The organism is Enterobacter cloacae complex sp. SHL022 (assembly GCF_049237785.1).
Lineage (GTDB): Bacteria > Pseudomonadota > Gammaproteobacteria > Enterobacterales > Enterobacteriaceae > Enterobacter > Enterobacter hormaechei_C.
Window position 1 is genome coordinate 17,567 of the sequence record NZ_JBMKJH010000016.1, and the last position, 16,327, is coordinate 33,893.

Sequence of the window (16,327 nt, forward strand, 5' to 3'; positions counted from 1 at the left end):
TCTAAGTGCAGTTCCAGCTGACGAGGATGTAGTGTAGAATGCTGCGTTTTCGCACTGAAAAACGTCAGGCTAAGAACAGCGGCCTCCAGGAATTCGTAAGGCATAATTATTTAACTATATGAAGAACATACGTAACTTTTCGATCATTGCTCACATCGATAATTGATACCCCGCCAGCCTCCGCAAACCTCCGACAAAAACGCCTCAAGATCCCCATCAAATCAGCCTTTCCAAAAATTATACTGTTTGCATGTACAGTCAACCTACGACATCATAAGTCATGGTTTTTGTGTCCACCAGTGCGTCCATATCCTATGATGGACACATAACCCCCCGTTCTGATGGACACACGCAGGGACAAATCATGGCTATTTCAGATAGTTATCTAAAGTCGTGCCTTGGGCGCGAACGAGACAAAGTTGAAGAAAAGGCAGACCGTGATGGTCTGTGGGTACGTATCTCCAAAAAGGGGGCCGTTACTTTTTTCTACCGATTCCGCTTCCTGGGTAAACAGGACAAGATGACGATCGGCAGCTATCCGGAGTTCGGTTTAAAGGCTGCGCGCGATGAAGTGGCTAAGTGGGCCGCTATTCTTGCCCGTGGCGAAAACCCAAGGATCAGGCAAAGCCTCGACAAAGCCAAGATTAATAGCCAGTACACCTTCGAAGAGCTGTTCCGTGAATGGCACTCAATGGTCTGCATTCAGAAAGAATCAGCCGGGCAGGTCCTCCGCTCGTTTGAACTGCACGTTTTCCCCAAGCTCGGGAAATACCCTGCGCATCAGCTCACGTTACACAACTGGCTCACTGTCCTGGACAGATTGGCCCAGGGTTACAGCGAGATCACCCGGCGCGTGATCAGCAACGGCCGACAGTGTTATTCCTGGGCAGTGAAACGGCAGCTGCTGGAAGTTAACCCGCTGTCAGAAATGTCTGGGCGTGATTTCGGCATCCAGAAACAAATGGGTGAGCGAACCCTGGACCGTAAAGAACTGGCGATTGTCTGGCGAGCCATTGAGGATTCCCGACTCATTGAGCGAAACAAGATCCTCTATAAATTGTCACTGATATGGGCGTGCAGGGTCGGCGAACTCCGGCAGGCTGAAGTCGCACACTTTGATTTTGAAGAAGGGATCTGGACTGTTCCATGGGAAAACCACAAGACAGGGCGGAAGACAAAGAAACCGATAATTCGACCTATCATCCCGGAAATGCTCCCGCTGATAAAACGGGCCATTGAGCTGGCGCCTGGACGCTTTGTTTTTTCAAAATATGAAGACAAGCCGATGAGTGAAGGCTTCCATATGAGCATCAGCAGCAACCTGGTTAAGTTCATGCTCAAGGCTTATAACGAGCAGGTCCCACACTTTACTATTCATGACCTACGCCGAACTGCGCGAACGAATTTCTCAGAGCTAACCGAGCCGCATATCGCCGAGATAATGCTCGGGCACAAACTGCCTGGGGTGTGGTCGGTATACGACAAGCACACCTATGTTGAGGAAATGAGAGTGGCATATGGTAAGTGGTGGGCCCGACTTATGAGCATCGTCGAGCCCGACATTCTGGAGTTCACGCCGCGTCAGGTCGGGTGAGGCGGCCTTTATCATCACGCGTGAGGTTTAAGTGGGACATAGGCTTGCGGGTGGTCCTGGACATCTCTCTGATTTGCCAGGCTGTAACTTTGGTTTTTAACCATTTATTGGGGCCGCCCATGTAAGCGCAATCGGGCTCAGGGAAAGGGTTCTCGTTTGGGGCTCTTTTCCTGTAGCGTTCGAGCGTACGTGAGGAAATACACAGCTGCCCGCAGATGTCTTTAGTGCTCATCAGCTCAAATTTATTCGTTGCTTTGCTCATCTTTATTCTCCAAGGGCCCCTACCGGGGCCGTTTGATAATTCTTTATCAGGACACCTGGCCGGGAAGGGCACGCATGCGGCGCATGCCTGTCATTGCCGTGGCCACATAGCTCGTCTTGCGGTTCACCACCTCAACCCAGACCTTCACGCCTTCAACTCTCACCGTGTAGGTCTCTTTCATCTTGCTGCGCCCATAGTCGCCGTATCTTTGCTGGTGGGCAGCCAGCGCGATTTCGCATGCCTGACGCGCTAACGGGGATTGCTGGTTACCTCGGTTAATCAGTCGCATGGCCATCTCCTTCGATACGCTTAAACTCGATCACCCAGACCCATGGGTTAGCGCGCCAGCTGTCAGAACCGTAGATGGATTCCCACAGGTACTTAAATGCGCCTGTTGCCGTTGGTCTTCCGGTCATGTTGTGGCCTGCAATGCAGTCGTAACAGTCCTGTGAGTCAGCAAGTGCATCCATGTCGATGCCTTCCGCTTCTGCATCCGCTTCACTGATGCCATTCAAGCGCTCAATCCGCACCCCGGTAATCTCCAACGTGATGCGGCTCGCCCAGCGCGGCATGTGGATGCTTGGACGCCAGCGGCCTTCTTCTGGCCAGTCTGCTGGAGTTGTGGCGCGGTACGCTATGTCGTGGCTGTTCTGGTCGATGTTGTAGCGCGCCCACGTCTCGCGCACCCAGATGCGGTCGCCTGGCTTGCCAAATGCGCTGTTCAGATAGTTCCCTGCCGACAGCTCCCCTGCCAGTTCATTGTCAGCCAGCTCGCACCCAAGATTTCTATCCAATATCGGAAACTTTACCGGGCGCCGTGTCTGCGTCTTCCTGCCGTCGAGGATGGCGCGCACCATCTCGCTGTTAAAAATCATCCCGCGTTCGATAATTTTCGTCATGTTGTTACTGGGAGGGCGGACCCTCCCGCCTCCCTTAGTCCACGTATTCCGGTTTCATATCCGCCAGGGTGATGCTGAACTGATCGTGCAACTCGTCGCCCAAGTGACGCTTTGAAGATGCGAGCACACGCTCGGCTTCCGCGAACCGCTCTGTCGCGTCCGGTTCTTCCGGAGAAGGTAGGGAGTTGATAGCCGCCTCAACCTTGTTACGTGCATCGACCAGGTAGTACCGCTTAACGGCTTTGTTTTTCAGCTCGGTGAACAGTGCGGATCCAAGCGTCGCTTTAGCCGTTTCGATGTCGGCACGGACTGCTTTGGCGCTATCCACATCCTGAGCGGCCTCAATGCGGTCGCGGAAATCCTGGGCCAGGGTGTCGATATTTACAGATGGCTCCTGAGGATCCTGCGTGTTTACTACATTTTCACCTTTGATATCAGCCAGGCTCATTTTCTGAACCGGTGCCGGGTTAATTTCCCTTTCGGTGGGCTGCTCAATCTCATCAGGCGTGTAAACGCCTAGGATCACGTGCGGGCAGTACAAGCGCGCCCAATATTTCACGCCGAGATAGGCTATTTGCTGGTCGGGCTTTGAAACCCACAGCGGCGAATTTCGAGTAACTACCTGCGACAGGTAAAGAGGTTTATCCCAGGTGATTTCACTTTCACCACGAAGAATTGCTCCGACTTGAACATAGAGACCTTCTTCGTCTTCATCAGTCCAGTCGCGAACGCGTTCGGCAACAGTGTACTTACCGTTCTTACCCATTTTTTCACGGGTCACTTCTTTGGTTTTGGTGCAACGTTCCCAGTCGCCGCCGTAACGATAATGAAAACGGCCATGAATGGCACTGGAACTGGTAATTACGGCGTTAACAAGCTGCGCTTCGTAACCCAACTGGCCGTTGACCAGGTGAGTTTTTTGCGCCACCGCGTAAGGGTTCATGCCCCACTGCATGGCTTGCATAACAATCGCCATGCAATCCGCAGGCTTTCCTGCCAAGTGTGCCGGTACTGTAACGACAGACTGGGCCATCAGCCCGGCGAAAGCCTGCAACTGACCCAGTGCCTGAACGTTGAAAATTGAGTTGCTGGCAGAGATAGTGTTTGGAGCCTGCTGCTCAGCAGTTACGATATTCATGTTTTCCATCATCATTCCCCTTATGCCTGAGTACGCAGCGCTTCAAGGCGGCGCAGGTCGAAGTCGTTCAGTTCGTCGATGTAATCGTCGATGATTGGCGCTGGCCATTCCCCTGTGTCGAAGCCGGTTGCTATAGCGCGCATTGCTTTTCGGTACTCGAGCATGCCCAGTTCCAGAAGGTCTGCGGATGCCTCGATGATGGCGATCCAGTGGTAGTTCTCGTCTTTGTTGACGAAAATCCAGAAGAACTGGTCCAGCGCCGCGGTTTCGCAGTACATAGCCGCGCTCAGGTGATAATCACGTTCAATGATTTCCCGGTGTAGCCTGGCGCGCAGGCTTTCCTGCTTAACGTTCCACATGCTGATGGTTTTCAGGTCAGCACCAATACGCACGCCGTCCAGGTCGATCTCAAGGTCAGGGCGCACACGAACTTCCAGGCCCGTCTCCTCATCAAAGCCGAAGTAACTCACCTCGACGGCGCGGCTCGGGTGGGTCAGCAGCATGCCAGCGGTCGGGTGTGCCAGAAGCGCTTTTTGAATATTCAGTGCGGTGCCCAGCTGCTGGCGAGTGACCAGCACTTTCCCCTCCGGGTTATCGCGCCAGGCATCCAGCAGCTCGTCGGCAAACACGGCATCTGGTTTGACTGTCTTCACGGCCTGAATCAGATCTGCCTTCGTGCCAGAGACTTTCAGCGGTTGTGGCTTCTGTGCTTCCTGCGCCACCATGTCAGGGTTGATGATCGCTAACTGCTCGAGCAGCGCGTCACGGCTGCCGCTAGTTTTAACCGGCGTCGGCAGGGTGGCGTTGTACTCTTTGATGCAGGCTTTCATTGCCGTTGCCGTCTGCTTCTGGTCTGCATCGATACGCTGGAAGTTAGCTGGCAGCGTCATATAGTTCTGCGCTGTTTCTTCCAGGCTAGCGCCCAGCGGCACCTGAGCGGGCAGGGTAGCGTTGTACTCTTCCAGTAACACCTTGATGTCGTCGGCAGACAGCAGCGCCGGCAGGCTGGCGTTGTACTCATCGATAAAGGCGCGCAGTGTCGGCGTGGTGGTGAATGCGCCTTCCGGGATAACCGGTTCAATGCTGAACTCCGCATCCAGCTGTTCAGGCTGCAACGCCAGCGCATGCACTAAGTTGCCCATGTCCAGAACAGCGGAGCGCTCTTTGACGATGGTTTTTTCAACGTGGCGCGCATTGAAGTACATCAGGCTGACGCGGGCGTCTTTTACCTGGGTTGAGCTGATGCCGTTGGCGGCGTGGTAAACCTCGTTCGGAAGACCTTCATAGCGGCCTGGCTCGAAATAAGCAGGATATTCAACAGATGGTTCTTCCTGATGCACTTCTGGTTCGTGTTGTGCCGATTCTGGTTCGCTTTGAGCAGGTTCTGGCTCTTCCTTGATGGCAGAATCTGTTTTTTGGTGATCACCGGCCTGTTCCTGATTCGCCAGGCTTGGCGCGGCAGCGGCCAGTATCTCTACCGGAGCTACGGTAACTGCTTGCGTATCAACTGCATCAGCGCCTTCGCCTGGTTGTACCGGATCAGTATTTTCGACTTTCTCTGGCTGAGTCGTTTCCATCTGCACATCGCTGGTGGTCTCCGCTGCGTTTTCCGTTTTTTCGGCTTCATTTGAGGCGTTTTGGTTGAGCAGGGCATCAATGGAAAATATGCCGTTGCCCATACTTGTGATTTTCGGTTGTCCTTTCGCTTCCTCGGCGCGGCGGCGCGCACCTTCTTCACGAATCCGTTGTAAATTCTCTTCGTGAGTAGTGGTGGCCACACGCTGGGTCATTTCCCATTTCGGATCTGTTGGGTCGCTAATACCCTCGACAAACTCACCACGTTCGGCTGCCAGCTGCTTGCCCACGTTTTCACGTGAAATACCTGGAGCGGCAGAAGGCAGCGGCATTAACTCTGTTGTCGAATTGAAATTTGTTGTCATCGTTCGATTAACAAATTCCAAGTGAGCAGCAGGCGTCTTGTGGATGTTCTCAGGAGCGATACGCACCAGGTTAAAAATTGCCGTCCGGTTAACCGCCAGAACGCCGGGCTGGTTGCGCAGAATGCTGCTCCATGATTTCCACGGCTCCTCTTTTTTAGCGACAATTTCCTTCGCGCGGCGCAGAACGCTGCCTGGTATTTCGTGTGGGTTGAAGTCCATCGGCAGCAGGGCGCAGGCGATCTCGAGATCGAGAGAGTCCAGCGTATGGTGTGCGCCTTCGCCGCGGTCAGTAACATGGCCGCCATCAGCGTTAGTGCCGGAATCAGTACGCTGCACGCTGCTGATGCGGTTTCCGGCAGCCCAATCGCGCGCCAGGATGCCACGGTCAATGTAATCAGTTTCAGTCCATATTTTGGTGAAACGAAGAACCAAAGCGAGTTCGTGACGCTTCTCCTGGCTGAACACCTTGCGAATGGCGTCGGTATAGCGCCAAAGGTCTTTGGTATCGTAACCCTTAACCTCTTCGCAGTTTTCTGCCGCCAGCAGCAGGTTCTGAACGTAGCTGTTGTCAGTGTCCATCTCGAGCGTGCTGATAGCTTCGTACTCCTCGCGGGTTACGTGGTGGCGCATTTCGTCGGTGGTGAACTGTGAAAGAAGTTGTTTGCGGAAGGGCATTCTGCACACTGGATAACGGGTGTTTTCATCGTCGTGCTCGCCGATCTGGATACCGTCATCAATAGCGATATGCTGATCAGTTTCAACCCTGGCGTCGCTGGTTCTTTCTGATTTGAGCAGAGTAAGCTTTCCGTTCTTCCACTCTCTCACTACCTCATTACGGTCACCGGCATCAACTCTCAACCAGTCGGCCATGAAAGCAGCAAGTAGCTTTACTTCGTGCTCTTCATCTGGCGCGAATACCTGCTTAATCGCCTGGACCAGTTTCCATTCAGCGCTCAGGCTGAGTTCGGCAACTTCAGGGGTGTCATTCTTCGCCAGGAGCAGATTCTGGAGATAGGTGTTGCCTTCATCCAGCGACATTTCGCTGGCAGCCAGCTGCTGCTCTTTACTGATATGCGTCTGATATTTGTCGCAGGTCAGGTGGAAGGCAAAACGGACTGCTGGAGTACGGTTTTCAAGCGTAACACTCTCGTCGATAGTTTCGACTTTAACGGTCGTTTCCGGAGCGGAAGTGTTGTCCACAGGGCTAGTCGACTCAGCAACAGCCTTTGGCAGCCAGGTGCGTCCATCGTCCTGGAGTGCGTAGCGCTCGCACCAGGTGTAATCCACAGTGCCTTCTTCCGGAAGGTCGTTATATACGGGGAAATCGGTGCGGATCGGTTTGGCGTAGTCTTTACCGCGGCCAGTTTCTTCAATGCCTGCTTCTTCCAGTGCAACATCGAGTTGGAGATTGGCGCGGGCTGCACTTTTCGCAGTGAACCAAATAACCGCATCTTTCTTGCCAGATTTCTGACTGGCTTTGAGCAGATGGAAAAATTCCATGTCAGATCCTCATTTTTGGATGTAAGATCCCCGGGCCAGAAATAGCGCCCATTGGGGGTGTTTTTGGTTTGGTATAAATTCCGGTGTAACTTTGGTCGGTGTCACCGGACGTATAGGCCCGCTTCGGCGGGTTTTTACGTTATGCTTCGTGAGCCATCTGGTCGAACGAAGCGCAACGCACAGAACAGTAATCACGTTGTTCGCGTTTCAACTGCGAGCCGTGGATGAAGAGCAGTTTGTTTTTAACTTCCTTCCCTTGCTCGATCGGCTTGCGGCAGTACGCGCATTTCTTTTCCTGCATAACGCCCTCCGTTAATGGCTAAGGCCATTTCCAACGCCGTTTAAATAGACCTCAACCAGCAAATCTTTGGTGTAGGTGCGTTCGACGCCACGGTGAAGATACAGACGGCCTCGTGCATTAGCAGACGCGGTCCAGGTTGAATCTTTGTGTTTGACGAGCATGCCTGGCATAACTGCGCCGCGGTTGACCGTCTGGGTGCCATAGTGCTGATGAACCATGATGATTCCCTCTTGTTTGCCCTTGTCGCCAGGCTGGCGGAACATTTCTTAACCTGACAACGGTGCGCTTGTTGTCGATGAATTCAATGATGCAACATTAAGTTTCGCTTGTAAAGTGATGTGAAAGTATAAATTTCGTATCGAGGCAAAAAAAAGGCACCGTTCAGGTGCCATTCGATTTATCGTGATGAAAGATTTATTTGTGGTTGTTGTTTATCAGGTCGTAGACGTCGTTCTTGAGCAGCTCTAAATCATTCAAGACGCCTTTCGTATGAAGGATAAGACGTAGCTTCTCAGCTTCGGGAAGCTGATTGAAGAGAGAAAGCATCACTAATTCAGTTTCGTCCAGCTCCCTCTGAGAGCGTTCGGAGGAGTCAATTTCTTCTATGGGGAGAAAGAACCAGTGCTCGGGTTTACCCGTGGCAGCGGCTAACCGTTTTAGTCTTTCACCACTCGCAACGTTTTTCCCTTTGGCCCAATTTTGCACAGCCGTGTGAGAGAGCATGACTTTCTTGGCAAGATCGGATTTGTTCCAGCCGTTTTCTGTCATGACCTGTTGAATTCGCTTGGCAAACACTGGGTAGTTAATCTCATTCATACGCACATTTTACAACCTAAGGTTTCGCTCAGCACTAAAACAATATCTTTCGTTTGTTGAAACATAAACTTTCGTCATGTATGCTTCGATCCATCTACAAAAGGAGAGCACATGAACAAAGAAACTCAGCAAAAAATTAGTAACGCAGCTTCCCGGGCCTCTATTGGTAAGCATTTTGGTATCAGCGGTCAGGCTGTCGGGAAGTGGATTTATAAAAATGGAATTCCACAGAAACGCATCATCCCGTTATGCCAGCTCCTGGGCTGGGTGGTTACCCCTCATGAAATTGATCCCGAAGCATATCCAAATCCCACAGACGGGCTGCCAAAACAGGAGTCCTGAACATGCACGCCATTTCATATCAACAAAATACCGGATTAACTCCGGTTGCGATGATAAATCGCAATCAGCCAGGCGCGGCAGATAAGCACGAACAGATCCGCGATGCCGTTCGTGCCTGGGCCGCGTCACTGGATAACCAGGATGTCGTTGCCGGGATCATCGTTGAGGAGTGGGAACGACAGGGCGGCGCCGGGCTGGAATTTCCCGAAGACCTGAGCCGTAAGCGTCAGAAACTCTTCCGCTGGCTCGATGGTGATACGGAGTATGCGCGCAAAAACATCAGCCAGCTGTCGCCCGCGATCATCGCCGTTCTACCGCTTGAGTTCCGTGGCCGCCTGGTACCTCAGGACTGCTTTATGACGCGTTATGCAGCGATGGAGAAGGAGATCGGGGAAGCGAAACGCGCGGTGATTCTGAGGGCGCCGCAGCACCAGCTGGTGAAAGAGGTGAGGGAGGGCATTGAACACCTGCTGGCGCTTCTGCCTGGCGAGGCTGTTGTTCAGGTTCTGAGTGGTCTCGCAGTCATGGGCCCGGGCGTCATGTGAGGTGTGCAGTGAATCATGTCGAATTTATTGAAAAGCACGTTCGCGAAGAACTTATCCGGCAGGGCTTCACCGCAGCTGTCGCGCAGGGGGGGGGGCATTCCAGGCCGTCGATATGTACAAGCGAATGTCTCAGGCAAGTCGTAAGGGGAGGATTTTCGATGATGTTTTGCGTCACGCGAAGTTATGGGCTGAAAAACAGACTGTGCCGGCAGACCGGTTTGAGTCGAAGCGCATCAAGCGCGGTAAGCAGCAGGGGCTGTTCTGAAAGAGGTGAAGGCCGGGCCGCGCCAACGGAACCGACCTTCGATGTAATTCAAGGCGAAATTACGAGGGGATTATGACAGAAAAAACAGCTAGTAAAAAAGAAATACGAGATTTTTACATGTGCTCATTCTGCGGAGTTAAAAGCACCGAGTTCAATGGCTCACTTATTGCTGGGCCTGGTGGATGCATCTGTCAGGACTGCGTTTTTTTGTGCGTCGAGGTGATCTTTAAGCACTCAGCAAAAACTGACGAACCGACAGCACTTTAAGCATTCAGAGGTTTTTATGCGTGATTACGGCAAGGTGCATACATCTTTTTGGATAAGCGATGGAATGCGGCGAGTTTCTGATGATGCTCGTCTGCTTGCGCTGTACCTGCTCACGGGACAACACACGAACATGATTGGGTGTTTCCGTCTGCCTGATGGATACGTTTCAGAAGACCTTAACTGGAGTTCCGAAAGGGTTTCGAAAGGGTTTGATGAACTATCCAAGAACGGTTTCGCAACGCGTGATATTACCACGAAATGGGTTCTGATCAGGAACTTCATGAGCTGGAACCCTGTTGAGAATCCCAATCAGGGTATAGCGGCCATGCGCTTATTTTCACAGGTGCCGGATAAGTCGTCCGTCAAGCCAGAGCTGGCGCGGATTATGAATGATGCGATAGCTCATTTCGGAGGCGCAAAACTAAAGGGTTCTGAAAGGGTTTTGGAACCGTTCCTTAACCAGGAACAGGAACAGGAACAGGAACAGGAACAGGAAGAAGAAAACATTTTGGGGCATGGCTCCGCCACACCCCCAGGTAGTGATGACTCCTCCGATGGTGTGACCTCTCAGAAAAAAAATCCCTACCCTGACGACTTCGAACAGGCATGGGCGATTTATCCAAAGCGTTCAGGCGGCAACAGCAAGGCTGACGCCTGCAAAGCCTGGAAGGCCAGGGTTAAAACAGGTGCCACAGTTCAGGAGTTGCTTGACGGCACCCGGCGTTACGCTGAGTTCGTGAGGGCTACAGGGAAGCTGAATACGGAGTACGTGAAGCAGGCGGCAACGTTTTATGGCCCTTCGAAACACTATGAGGAAGCCTGGGAAGTGACGGCGCCATCAGGTATGCGCGATCTGAATGCCATTTCTCGTCCAGATAAATCCATCCCACCAGGGTTCAGGGGGTAGCGATGAAAAATATGATTGGTACTGGAAGCGCACTTGAGCGCCTGAAGAAAATTATCCCGGCCAGCGTTCAGCCAAAATTCACCAGCGTTGAAGAGTGGCAGGCGTGGCAGGAAACCGAAGGTCGTAAGCGGTCCGGAGAAATCGACAAGATGAACCAGCGCGCCCGCTCAGAAAAGATTTTTGGTCGTGCCGGCATCCAGGCACTGCATCGCAGTTGCTCGTTCGCCAATTACGAGGTGAAAGGGCCGGAGCAGCGCCAGGCATACAGCATGGCAAAAAGCTACGCGCAGAACTTCGGCGGCGGCAGCTTCGCAAGCTTTGTATTCAGTGGAGCGCCAGGAACCGGTAAGAACCACCTTGCCGCGGCAATTGGCAATCACCTGCTGGGTGCAGGCCACTCGGTTCTGGTAGTGACCATCCCCGACCTGATGCTCCGTGTTCGCGAGTGCTACGACGACGGGCAGTCCGAATCGTCCCTGCTAAACGACCTGTGTAACGTTGATCTCCTGGTGCTGGATGAGGTCGGTATTCAGCGCGGCTCCAGTGGCGAGAAGGTCATCATCAATCAAGTTATTGACCGTCGACTTTCCTCGATGCGTCCGGTCGGCATCCTGACCAATCTGAACCACGGCGAACTGGTGAACACCCTGGGCGCTCGCGTTATGGATCGTCTTCAGATGGATGGCGGTATCTGGGTGAATTTCGACTGGGAAAGTTATCGAAAAAACGTGTCGCATCTGCGTCCTGTTAAATAATTTCAGAGGAAAAACCATGGAAACCGTAATTCAAGCACTGGAAAAAATGGGCCGGGCGACATACCGCGAAGTTGCTGCACGTCTTGATATCGACCCGGTCGATGCGCTCACCATGTTACGTGAGCAGCGTGATCAGGGGTTATGCGATTTTGGAGACGGCGGCTGGTTCCTCGGTACCGTGAAAGGTCAGTCTCAGCAGTCAACGCCAAAGGCACCTGTTCATCCGGCGCCGCGTCTGAAAGGTGAGGAGCCGGAACCCGTTGATCCTGATGTCGTCCGACAGCAGCTGCGTGAGCAAGGGGCAATGACGACAGTTTCGCTGGCTGCGGCCGTCAATCGCAATGCCCGCGGAATGGTCTCTGTTCTTCGCGCGCTGGAGCGCCAGGGCGTTGTGGTGAAGAACGGGAAGGGCAAAGGCGTTACCTGGTCCCTTGCGGTTGTTACAGAACCCCTTAAGCAAGAACCGGTACCGGAGGCACCTGCCGCGCCGGAAGAAGCAAAACCAGTCGAACAGATCGTGAGTGAAATCCCCTCGTTCACCGAAGGGTGCGACGCAGTCGAAGCGGTACCAGCGGTGCGGGACATTTCTCGCGAAATCCGCCGCACCAGAAACAAGCTGGAGCAACTGACCAAACTGCGTGACGCGGTTCGTGTTATTGGTCGCCACAGAAATCTCGTGCAGCAGCTGACAGGGAGGGAATAACCGATGGCCAGAAAGAAAACCGACAGAGAACGCGCCCTGATCATCAACCGAATTATCGAACTGGTGAAGGAGCAGGGGCGCATCACCACGAATGACGTCGTTGCGATGTTCGGCCTTCACCGGACCACAGCGGATAAATATCTCCGCGTAGCGGTGGAGCAGGGTGGTCTAGTTCGCCACGGGCGCTGCGGTATCTTCCGTGACCTGCGGGCAACAATCGACTTTGACCTGAAACGTTTTTCACACAACAAGGCGGCGGCATGATTACCGAGAAAGACAACGTTTTTTATTGTGACTGCGGATTTTCTTTTGAGAGGGGGCGCAGCGGTGCGCATAGCTGTGAACTTGGTTTGCGTAAGAAACTTGCCGAGTCAGAAGCCAAGCTCGCTGCGCTGGCTGCGGAGAATGCGGGGCTGAAAAAAGTCCCGGCAACTGACAGCGAAACAATGCTGTTGGCTTTGGACGCATTCAACACGCACGGCTCCATGAGGCCTGATGTGGGCTTACAGCAGGCGATAAATGTCGTAATGCAACGTAGAGAAACCCCGGCCACCGATACTTTCCTAGCTGAAGTTCGGGCGCAAGCAGTGGAGATGTTCGCCAAAGAGATGCATGCAGATATCAGCGGTGATGATGCCCGCGAGTTCGCCGCCCAACTTCGCAAAGGAGCAGCATCATGAGCAATACCCTAAAAGAATAGCTCCTGAAGACCATTTCGGAGCTTGAAGAAGAGCGCGATGCAACGCCTGGCATCGTAAACGAAGATGCGGGCGCTTGCTGTGATGAAGTTAGCGCTGGAATCGCTCGAAGCGGGGACTGCCATTCTTTGCTGGCGTCGTGTGACCGTTGAGCCATACGGCCCTTAACCTTGGCATAACGGTAATTTTATCGGCTTCTCAAAACCCGTTGAGGGCATTGAGGACGAGTATTTACTCCGCCCCGCCAGCGCAGGTATCTGTTCCTGGTGAGCTGACACGCGAAGAGTACAAGTGTAGGTTCATGGAAGAGGACAACTTTGATGTCACTTTTCGTTGCGGCTGGAATGCCTGCCGCGCCGCCAATCTTCAGGGTAGCCAACCTGTAAGTAATAGTGATGAGTTGCCGCCGCAACAGCAGGTTGAATGATGGCTAAATCCCCAGCAGAGCACAGAAGTAATTCTCTATGGCCGGAGCGTAAAGGGTTTTATCCAGAAATGGCGGAATCAGTATTTTTCTGATATGGATTATGAGCTATTGTTTTAACAATAGCCCCCTCCTTTAACGTTTTTGTGAGTTAGCAGCACCTCTAACGGCACACATAAAATCACCAATACCAGCGCCGACGCTGTTCCCTTCGGCAACATAATCACCTTTGAAAGCTAACTTCCCATCCATATAGAAGAGTTTTATCTCTCCATATCCACTATCGCAGTCGGCATCTTTAATACTAACTTTGTAATACTCTACTTTTTTATTTTTTGTTTGATACATGAACAAGGCAGATGAATCACCTTTAACATTCCTGTATGTCCCTGCTTTTGCTGAAAAAACGCCATCATCAGCTGTGGTAACCTCAACCCAGTTACTTGTAGTTTCAGCAAAAGCGACACTCGCAACAAACAGAGCAGAAAAGCCCAGCGATGCGGTTTTCTTATCCATAATTAATATTCCATTTTTAATGTTTTGTTTGATTCTATCTTCGTCTCAAAAACCGTTCAACAAAACACCGCTTACCAACTTAAATGGGCACGGAGAGCCATTCAACCCCGTAGCCTTAGCAACGCAACGTGCGCGAGAATGCTTCGCTCGTGATTCGCTGTAAGAGAAGTTTCATTAGTGACGCAAAGCAAACCCGCTTCGGCGGGTTTTTTCTTTCTCATTAATCCGTTGCGGCAATGCTGTGCCTCCGCCATTCGCTGAGGCGCTGGTGAGGGCGAATCTTCCTGATCTTTGTGTGCCAAGAGAGTTGGCGGCCTGATGACAAGCGATATCGTATTGTGGTTAATATTGCTATCCTATCTGAGGAAAATCCTAATTATTAGGCTTCAGCTTTTTCTCGACACTCTGCTGAGGAATAATCTTGTCAGAAATATATCAAAGGACTAATCGTGAAAAAATTCCTTCTTCTGGGCATGGTGCTTCCAGTGTTATCAGGTTGCGTGATTAAAGAACAAACAAGATATGTAGAATCTCCAGTTGCTACCAATCTCAACAATCCGGCTGGTGCTGCCACAAAAAAATGCAGCATCACGAATTATAAAGAAGCAAAACTTGATAGCCAGTCTCCATCAGGGACTGTGATTATTGATTACGGTAATCGTTTCGATATTATGTTTGAAAATTTTGGAAACGGTGAGGTTTTCCATAGTCCTATACTGAATATTGCGAAAGAAAATATGATTATTGGCTATTCAGGGAGCATGATGTATAGCAAGGGAATAGGAAAGATGGCTGGGTTTTACGGAACCTATAATACAGAGTCAAAGTTCAACACCATATTCCAGTGCTATTAAGCAACGTATGTAAAAGCAACAAATAACCTGCCTTATTCGGCAGGTTTTTTTATGTCTAAAAGTTTATGTTTTTAACATTTTGTGCTCTTAACAGGTTGATCATTCTGAGTTTGCGGGTTACTGTATAAAAACACAGTATGTGCAAAGGAGGCCACCATGAAAGTTGAGTTAACCATTGATCGCACAAAGAAACTTCCTGATGGAGCAATGCCAGCGCTGGAAAAAGAACTGCTAAAACGGCTCCGGAATCAGTTCGAGGATTGCAGTCTGGTTGTTCGTCGTGCTGGTTCGGATGGGTTAAGCGTTTATGGTGGGGCAAAGGAAGCGAAGAAGACGGTTGAAGGTATCCTTCAGGAAACCTGGGAAAGTGCAGACGACTGGTTCTATTAAGGGTGTACTCAGGGGTAGCGCGCATTTTCAGAATACCGCAATTTGCGAATCCCTTTGATGCTGCTGCCGACAATTTCTAATCGCGTCTGTATGTCGCTCAGGGGGATTCCGTGGAGGGTGTAGTTCAGTCAGATCTGCGAGTGACCATAACCGATGGGAAAGGAAGGGAGTTGCTGTCCTTCAAGTTGGGGGCGGAAGAGCGCTATATAATTTCCACCAAAGATAGCTCCATAACTCACAGAAAACTAAGTAGGGATGATCGTTACTGGTCCAAAGAAACCATTATGGAAATTGTAAGGGAAATGGCTTCTAAAAATTGACTTGTCACTACGTACGCAATCATAATTCTTGAGCTGGCCTGAACAACCAGCAACCTGACCGCGATGCGCCACGGAGTGAACACCATGGCGCAGTTACAACTCATTAAGCAGTCCTCAGGGATCCTGATCCCGGCTACGCCGGAGACCAGCGATTTGCTGCAATCAAAAATCAAGCTCGGCGCCGTGCTGGTGGCCGACTTCAAACAGGTACGCAATCCTGCGTTTCATCGCCGCTTCTTCGCTCTGCTGAATCTGGGCTTCGAATACTGGGAGCCTACCGGCGGCGCAATCTCCTCCAACGAGCGCAAGCTGGTTACCGGCTACGCTAAATTCCTGGCTTCCTATGGCGGAAACGAAAGCGCACTGCTCGATGCCGCTGAGCACTATCTTGTGCAGGTTGCGAGCCGCCGCGTAACAAACGGGATCAGCCTCTGTAAATCTTTCGATGCATACCGCGCCTGGGTGACTATTCAGGCCGGGCATTACGACGCTATCAAACTTCCGGATGGCACACTTCAGAAGCACCCACGCAGTATTTCATTCGCCAACATGGACGAAATTGAGTTCCAGCAGCTGTACAAGGCCGCGCTCGATGTCCTCTGGCGTTGGATATTGTCAAAAGCGTTCAGAGACCAGGGCGAGGCGGAGAACGCCGCTGCGCAGCTCATGAGCTTCGCGGGGTGATGGGGATGAAGCATACCTGGTTTCATCATACCGATTGCACAACCCAGCAAGCCGAAGAACTCATGGCGGAATACCGGCGCCGCGGCGTAAAGGTAGAGCGCAGCCTGAACTCCGATTACATCACCTGGACCGTCAGCGCCCGGCTGCCTGAAGGCAATAAACCACCGCGTATAAATCGCCGGTGGCAAAACCGGATATGGGGGTGAG

The 16,327-nt window shown here is 51.9% G+C and carries 22 protein-coding genes and 1 pseudogene; 14 read left to right on the forward strand and 9 right to left on the reverse strand.

The annotated features are described in order from the left end of the window. The first annotated feature begins 364 nt into the window (after nt 1-364). Nucleotides 365-1,594 carry a tyrosine-type recombinase/integrase gene (locus ACOTZD_RS21990; RefSeq protein WP_006811608.1) on the forward strand — a complete coding sequence of 410 codons (1,230 nt, stop codon included), beginning with the start codon at nt 365-367 and terminating at the stop codon, nt 1,592-1,594. Here ACOTZD_RS21990 and xis read toward each other — a convergent pair. The 8 genes and pseudogenes from xis to ACOTZD_RS22030 form a co-directional block, all read right to left on the reverse strand. Next, nucleotides 1,572-1,856, reverse strand: a complete 285-nt coding sequence (gene xis / locus ACOTZD_RS21995) for an excisionase Xis (protein WP_023314677.1) — start codon at nt 1,854-1,856, stop codon at nt 1,572-1,574. The two genes, ACOTZD_RS21990 and xis, sit on opposite strands and share 23 nt — an antisense overlap. A gap of 46 nt (nt 1,857-1,902) precedes the next feature. Then, nucleotides 1,903-2,145 (reverse strand): DUF4060 family protein, encoded by a 243-nt coding sequence (locus tag ACOTZD_RS22000; RefSeq protein ID WP_126490762.1) that lies wholly within the window; start codon nt 2,143-2,145, stop codon nt 1,903-1,905. After that, nucleotides 2,132-2,755 (reverse strand): morphogenetic protein, encoded by a 624-nt coding sequence (locus tag ACOTZD_RS22005; protein WP_126490763.1) that lies wholly within the window; start codon nt 2,753-2,755, stop codon nt 2,132-2,134. The genes ACOTZD_RS22000 and ACOTZD_RS22005 overlap by 14 nt, the downstream gene beginning before the upstream one ends. Nucleotides 2,756-2,789: 34 nt before the next feature. Continuing rightward, a pseudogene (locus tag ACOTZD_RS22010) lies at nt 2,790-3,939 on the reverse strand (RecT family recombinase). Beyond that, on the reverse strand, nt 3,914-7,333 hold the full coding sequence (locus ACOTZD_RS22015) for a RecE family exodeoxyribonuclease (RefSeq protein ID WP_174402418.1): 3,420 nt from the start codon (nt 7,331-7,333) through the stop codon (nt 3,914-3,916). The pseudogene ACOTZD_RS22010 and the gene ACOTZD_RS22015 overlap by 26 nt, the downstream one beginning before the upstream one ends. Before the next feature lie 139 nt (nt 7,334-7,472). After that, a complete protein-coding gene (locus ACOTZD_RS22020) occupies nt 7,473-7,634 on the reverse strand; it encodes a YdaE family protein (RefSeq protein WP_006811603.1) in 162 nt (53 codons plus the stop codon). 11 nt (nt 7,635-7,645) lie between these two features. After that, nucleotides 7,646-7,852, reverse strand: coding sequence for a phage encoded cell division inhibitor protein (locus tag ACOTZD_RS22025; RefSeq protein ID WP_032674134.1), 207 nt, complete (start codon nt 7,850-7,852; stop codon nt 7,646-7,648). A 196-nt stretch (nt 7,853-8,048) separates the two neighbouring features. Beyond that, nucleotides 8,049-8,450, reverse strand: a complete 402-nt coding sequence (locus ACOTZD_RS22030) for a helix-turn-helix domain-containing protein (protein ID WP_006811601.1) — start codon at nt 8,448-8,450, stop codon at nt 8,049-8,051. Between the two features lie 111 nt (nt 8,451-8,561). Between ACOTZD_RS22030 and ACOTZD_RS22035 the strand changes: the two genes are divergently transcribed. The 9 genes from ACOTZD_RS22035 (at nt 8,562) to ACOTZD_RS22075 (ending at nt 13,359) form a co-directional block, all read left to right on the forward strand. Continuing rightward, entirely contained in the window at nt 8,562-8,792 is a 231-nt protein-coding gene (locus tag ACOTZD_RS22035; RefSeq protein ID WP_006811600.1) for a helix-turn-helix domain-containing protein, read from the forward strand. 2 nt (nt 8,793-8,794) lie between these two features. After that, complete coding sequence (locus tag ACOTZD_RS22040) at nt 8,795-9,337, forward strand: toxin YdaT domain-containing protein (protein ID WP_006811599.1); 543 nt, start codon at nt 8,795-8,797, stop codon at nt 9,335-9,337. 382 nt (nt 9,338-9,719) lie between these two features. Continuing rightward, on the forward strand, nt 9,720-9,869 hold the full coding sequence (locus ACOTZD_RS22045; protein ID WP_223832652.1) for a ClpX C4-type zinc finger protein: 150 nt from the start codon (nt 9,720-9,722) through the stop codon (nt 9,867-9,869). Nucleotides 9,870-9,885: 16 nt separating this feature from the next. Next, entirely contained in the window at nt 9,886-10,776 is an 891-nt protein-coding gene (locus tag ACOTZD_RS22050; RefSeq protein WP_174402417.1) for a hypothetical protein, read from the forward strand. A gap of 2 nt (nt 10,777-10,778) precedes the next feature. After that, a complete protein-coding gene (locus ACOTZD_RS22055; protein WP_006811596.1) occupies nt 10,779-11,531 on the forward strand; it encodes an ATP-binding protein in 753 nt (250 codons plus the stop codon). 16 nt (nt 11,532-11,547) lie between these two features. Further along, complete coding sequence (locus tag ACOTZD_RS22060; RefSeq protein ID WP_006811595.1) at nt 11,548-12,234, forward strand: DUF1627 domain-containing protein; 687 nt, start codon at nt 11,548-11,550, stop codon at nt 12,232-12,234. Nucleotides 12,235-12,237: 3 nt separating this feature from the next. Continuing rightward, on the forward strand, nt 12,238-12,498 hold the full coding sequence (locus ACOTZD_RS22065; protein WP_006811594.1) for a DUF977 family protein: 261 nt from the start codon (nt 12,238-12,240) through the stop codon (nt 12,496-12,498). Continuing rightward, nucleotides 12,495-12,914: a hypothetical protein gene (locus ACOTZD_RS22070; protein WP_023304246.1), complete on the forward strand. Its 420-nt coding sequence runs from the start codon at nt 12,495-12,497 to the stop codon at nt 12,912-12,914. Before ACOTZD_RS22065 ends, ACOTZD_RS22070 begins: the two co-directional genes overlap by 4 nt. A 319-nt stretch (nt 12,915-13,233) precedes the next feature. Continuing rightward, a complete protein-coding gene (locus ACOTZD_RS22075) occupies nt 13,234-13,359 on the forward strand; it encodes a hypothetical protein (RefSeq protein WP_006811591.1) in 126 nt (41 codons plus the stop codon). A 132-nt stretch (nt 13,360-13,491) separates the two neighbouring features. Here ACOTZD_RS22075 and ACOTZD_RS22080 read toward each other — a convergent pair whose 3' ends face one another. Continuing rightward, nucleotides 13,492-13,872 (reverse strand): hypothetical protein, encoded by a 381-nt coding sequence (locus ACOTZD_RS22080; protein ID WP_006811590.1) that lies wholly within the window; start codon nt 13,870-13,872, stop codon nt 13,492-13,494. Nucleotides 13,873-14,321: 449 nt separating this feature from the next. Between ACOTZD_RS22080 and ACOTZD_RS22085 the strand changes: the two genes are divergently transcribed. The 4 genes from ACOTZD_RS22085 to ACOTZD_RS22100 all read left to right on the forward strand — a co-directional run bounded on the left by ACOTZD_RS22085 (nt 14,322) and on the right by ACOTZD_RS22100 (nt 16,326). Continuing rightward, nucleotides 14,322-14,726, forward strand: coding sequence for a hypothetical protein (locus ACOTZD_RS22085; RefSeq protein ID WP_006811589.1), 405 nt, complete (start codon nt 14,322-14,324; stop codon nt 14,724-14,726). Nucleotides 14,727-14,882: 156 nt separating this feature from the next. Then, nucleotides 14,883-15,116 (forward strand): DinI family protein, encoded by a 234-nt coding sequence (locus ACOTZD_RS22090; protein ID WP_006811588.1) that lies wholly within the window; start codon nt 14,883-14,885, stop codon nt 15,114-15,116. A 404-nt stretch (nt 15,117-15,520) separates the two neighbouring features. After that, nucleotides 15,521-16,120, forward strand: a complete 600-nt coding sequence (locus ACOTZD_RS22095; RefSeq protein ID WP_023314675.1) for a DUF1367 family protein — start codon at nt 15,521-15,523, stop codon at nt 16,118-16,120. Then, nucleotides 16,120-16,326 carry a hypothetical protein gene (locus ACOTZD_RS22100; protein WP_023314674.1) on the forward strand — a complete coding sequence of 69 codons (207 nt, stop codon included), beginning with the start codon at nt 16,120-16,122 and terminating at the stop codon, nt 16,324-16,326. Before ACOTZD_RS22095 ends, ACOTZD_RS22100 begins: the two co-directional genes overlap by 1 nt. The last annotated feature ends 1 nt before the right edge of the window (nt 16,327 follow it).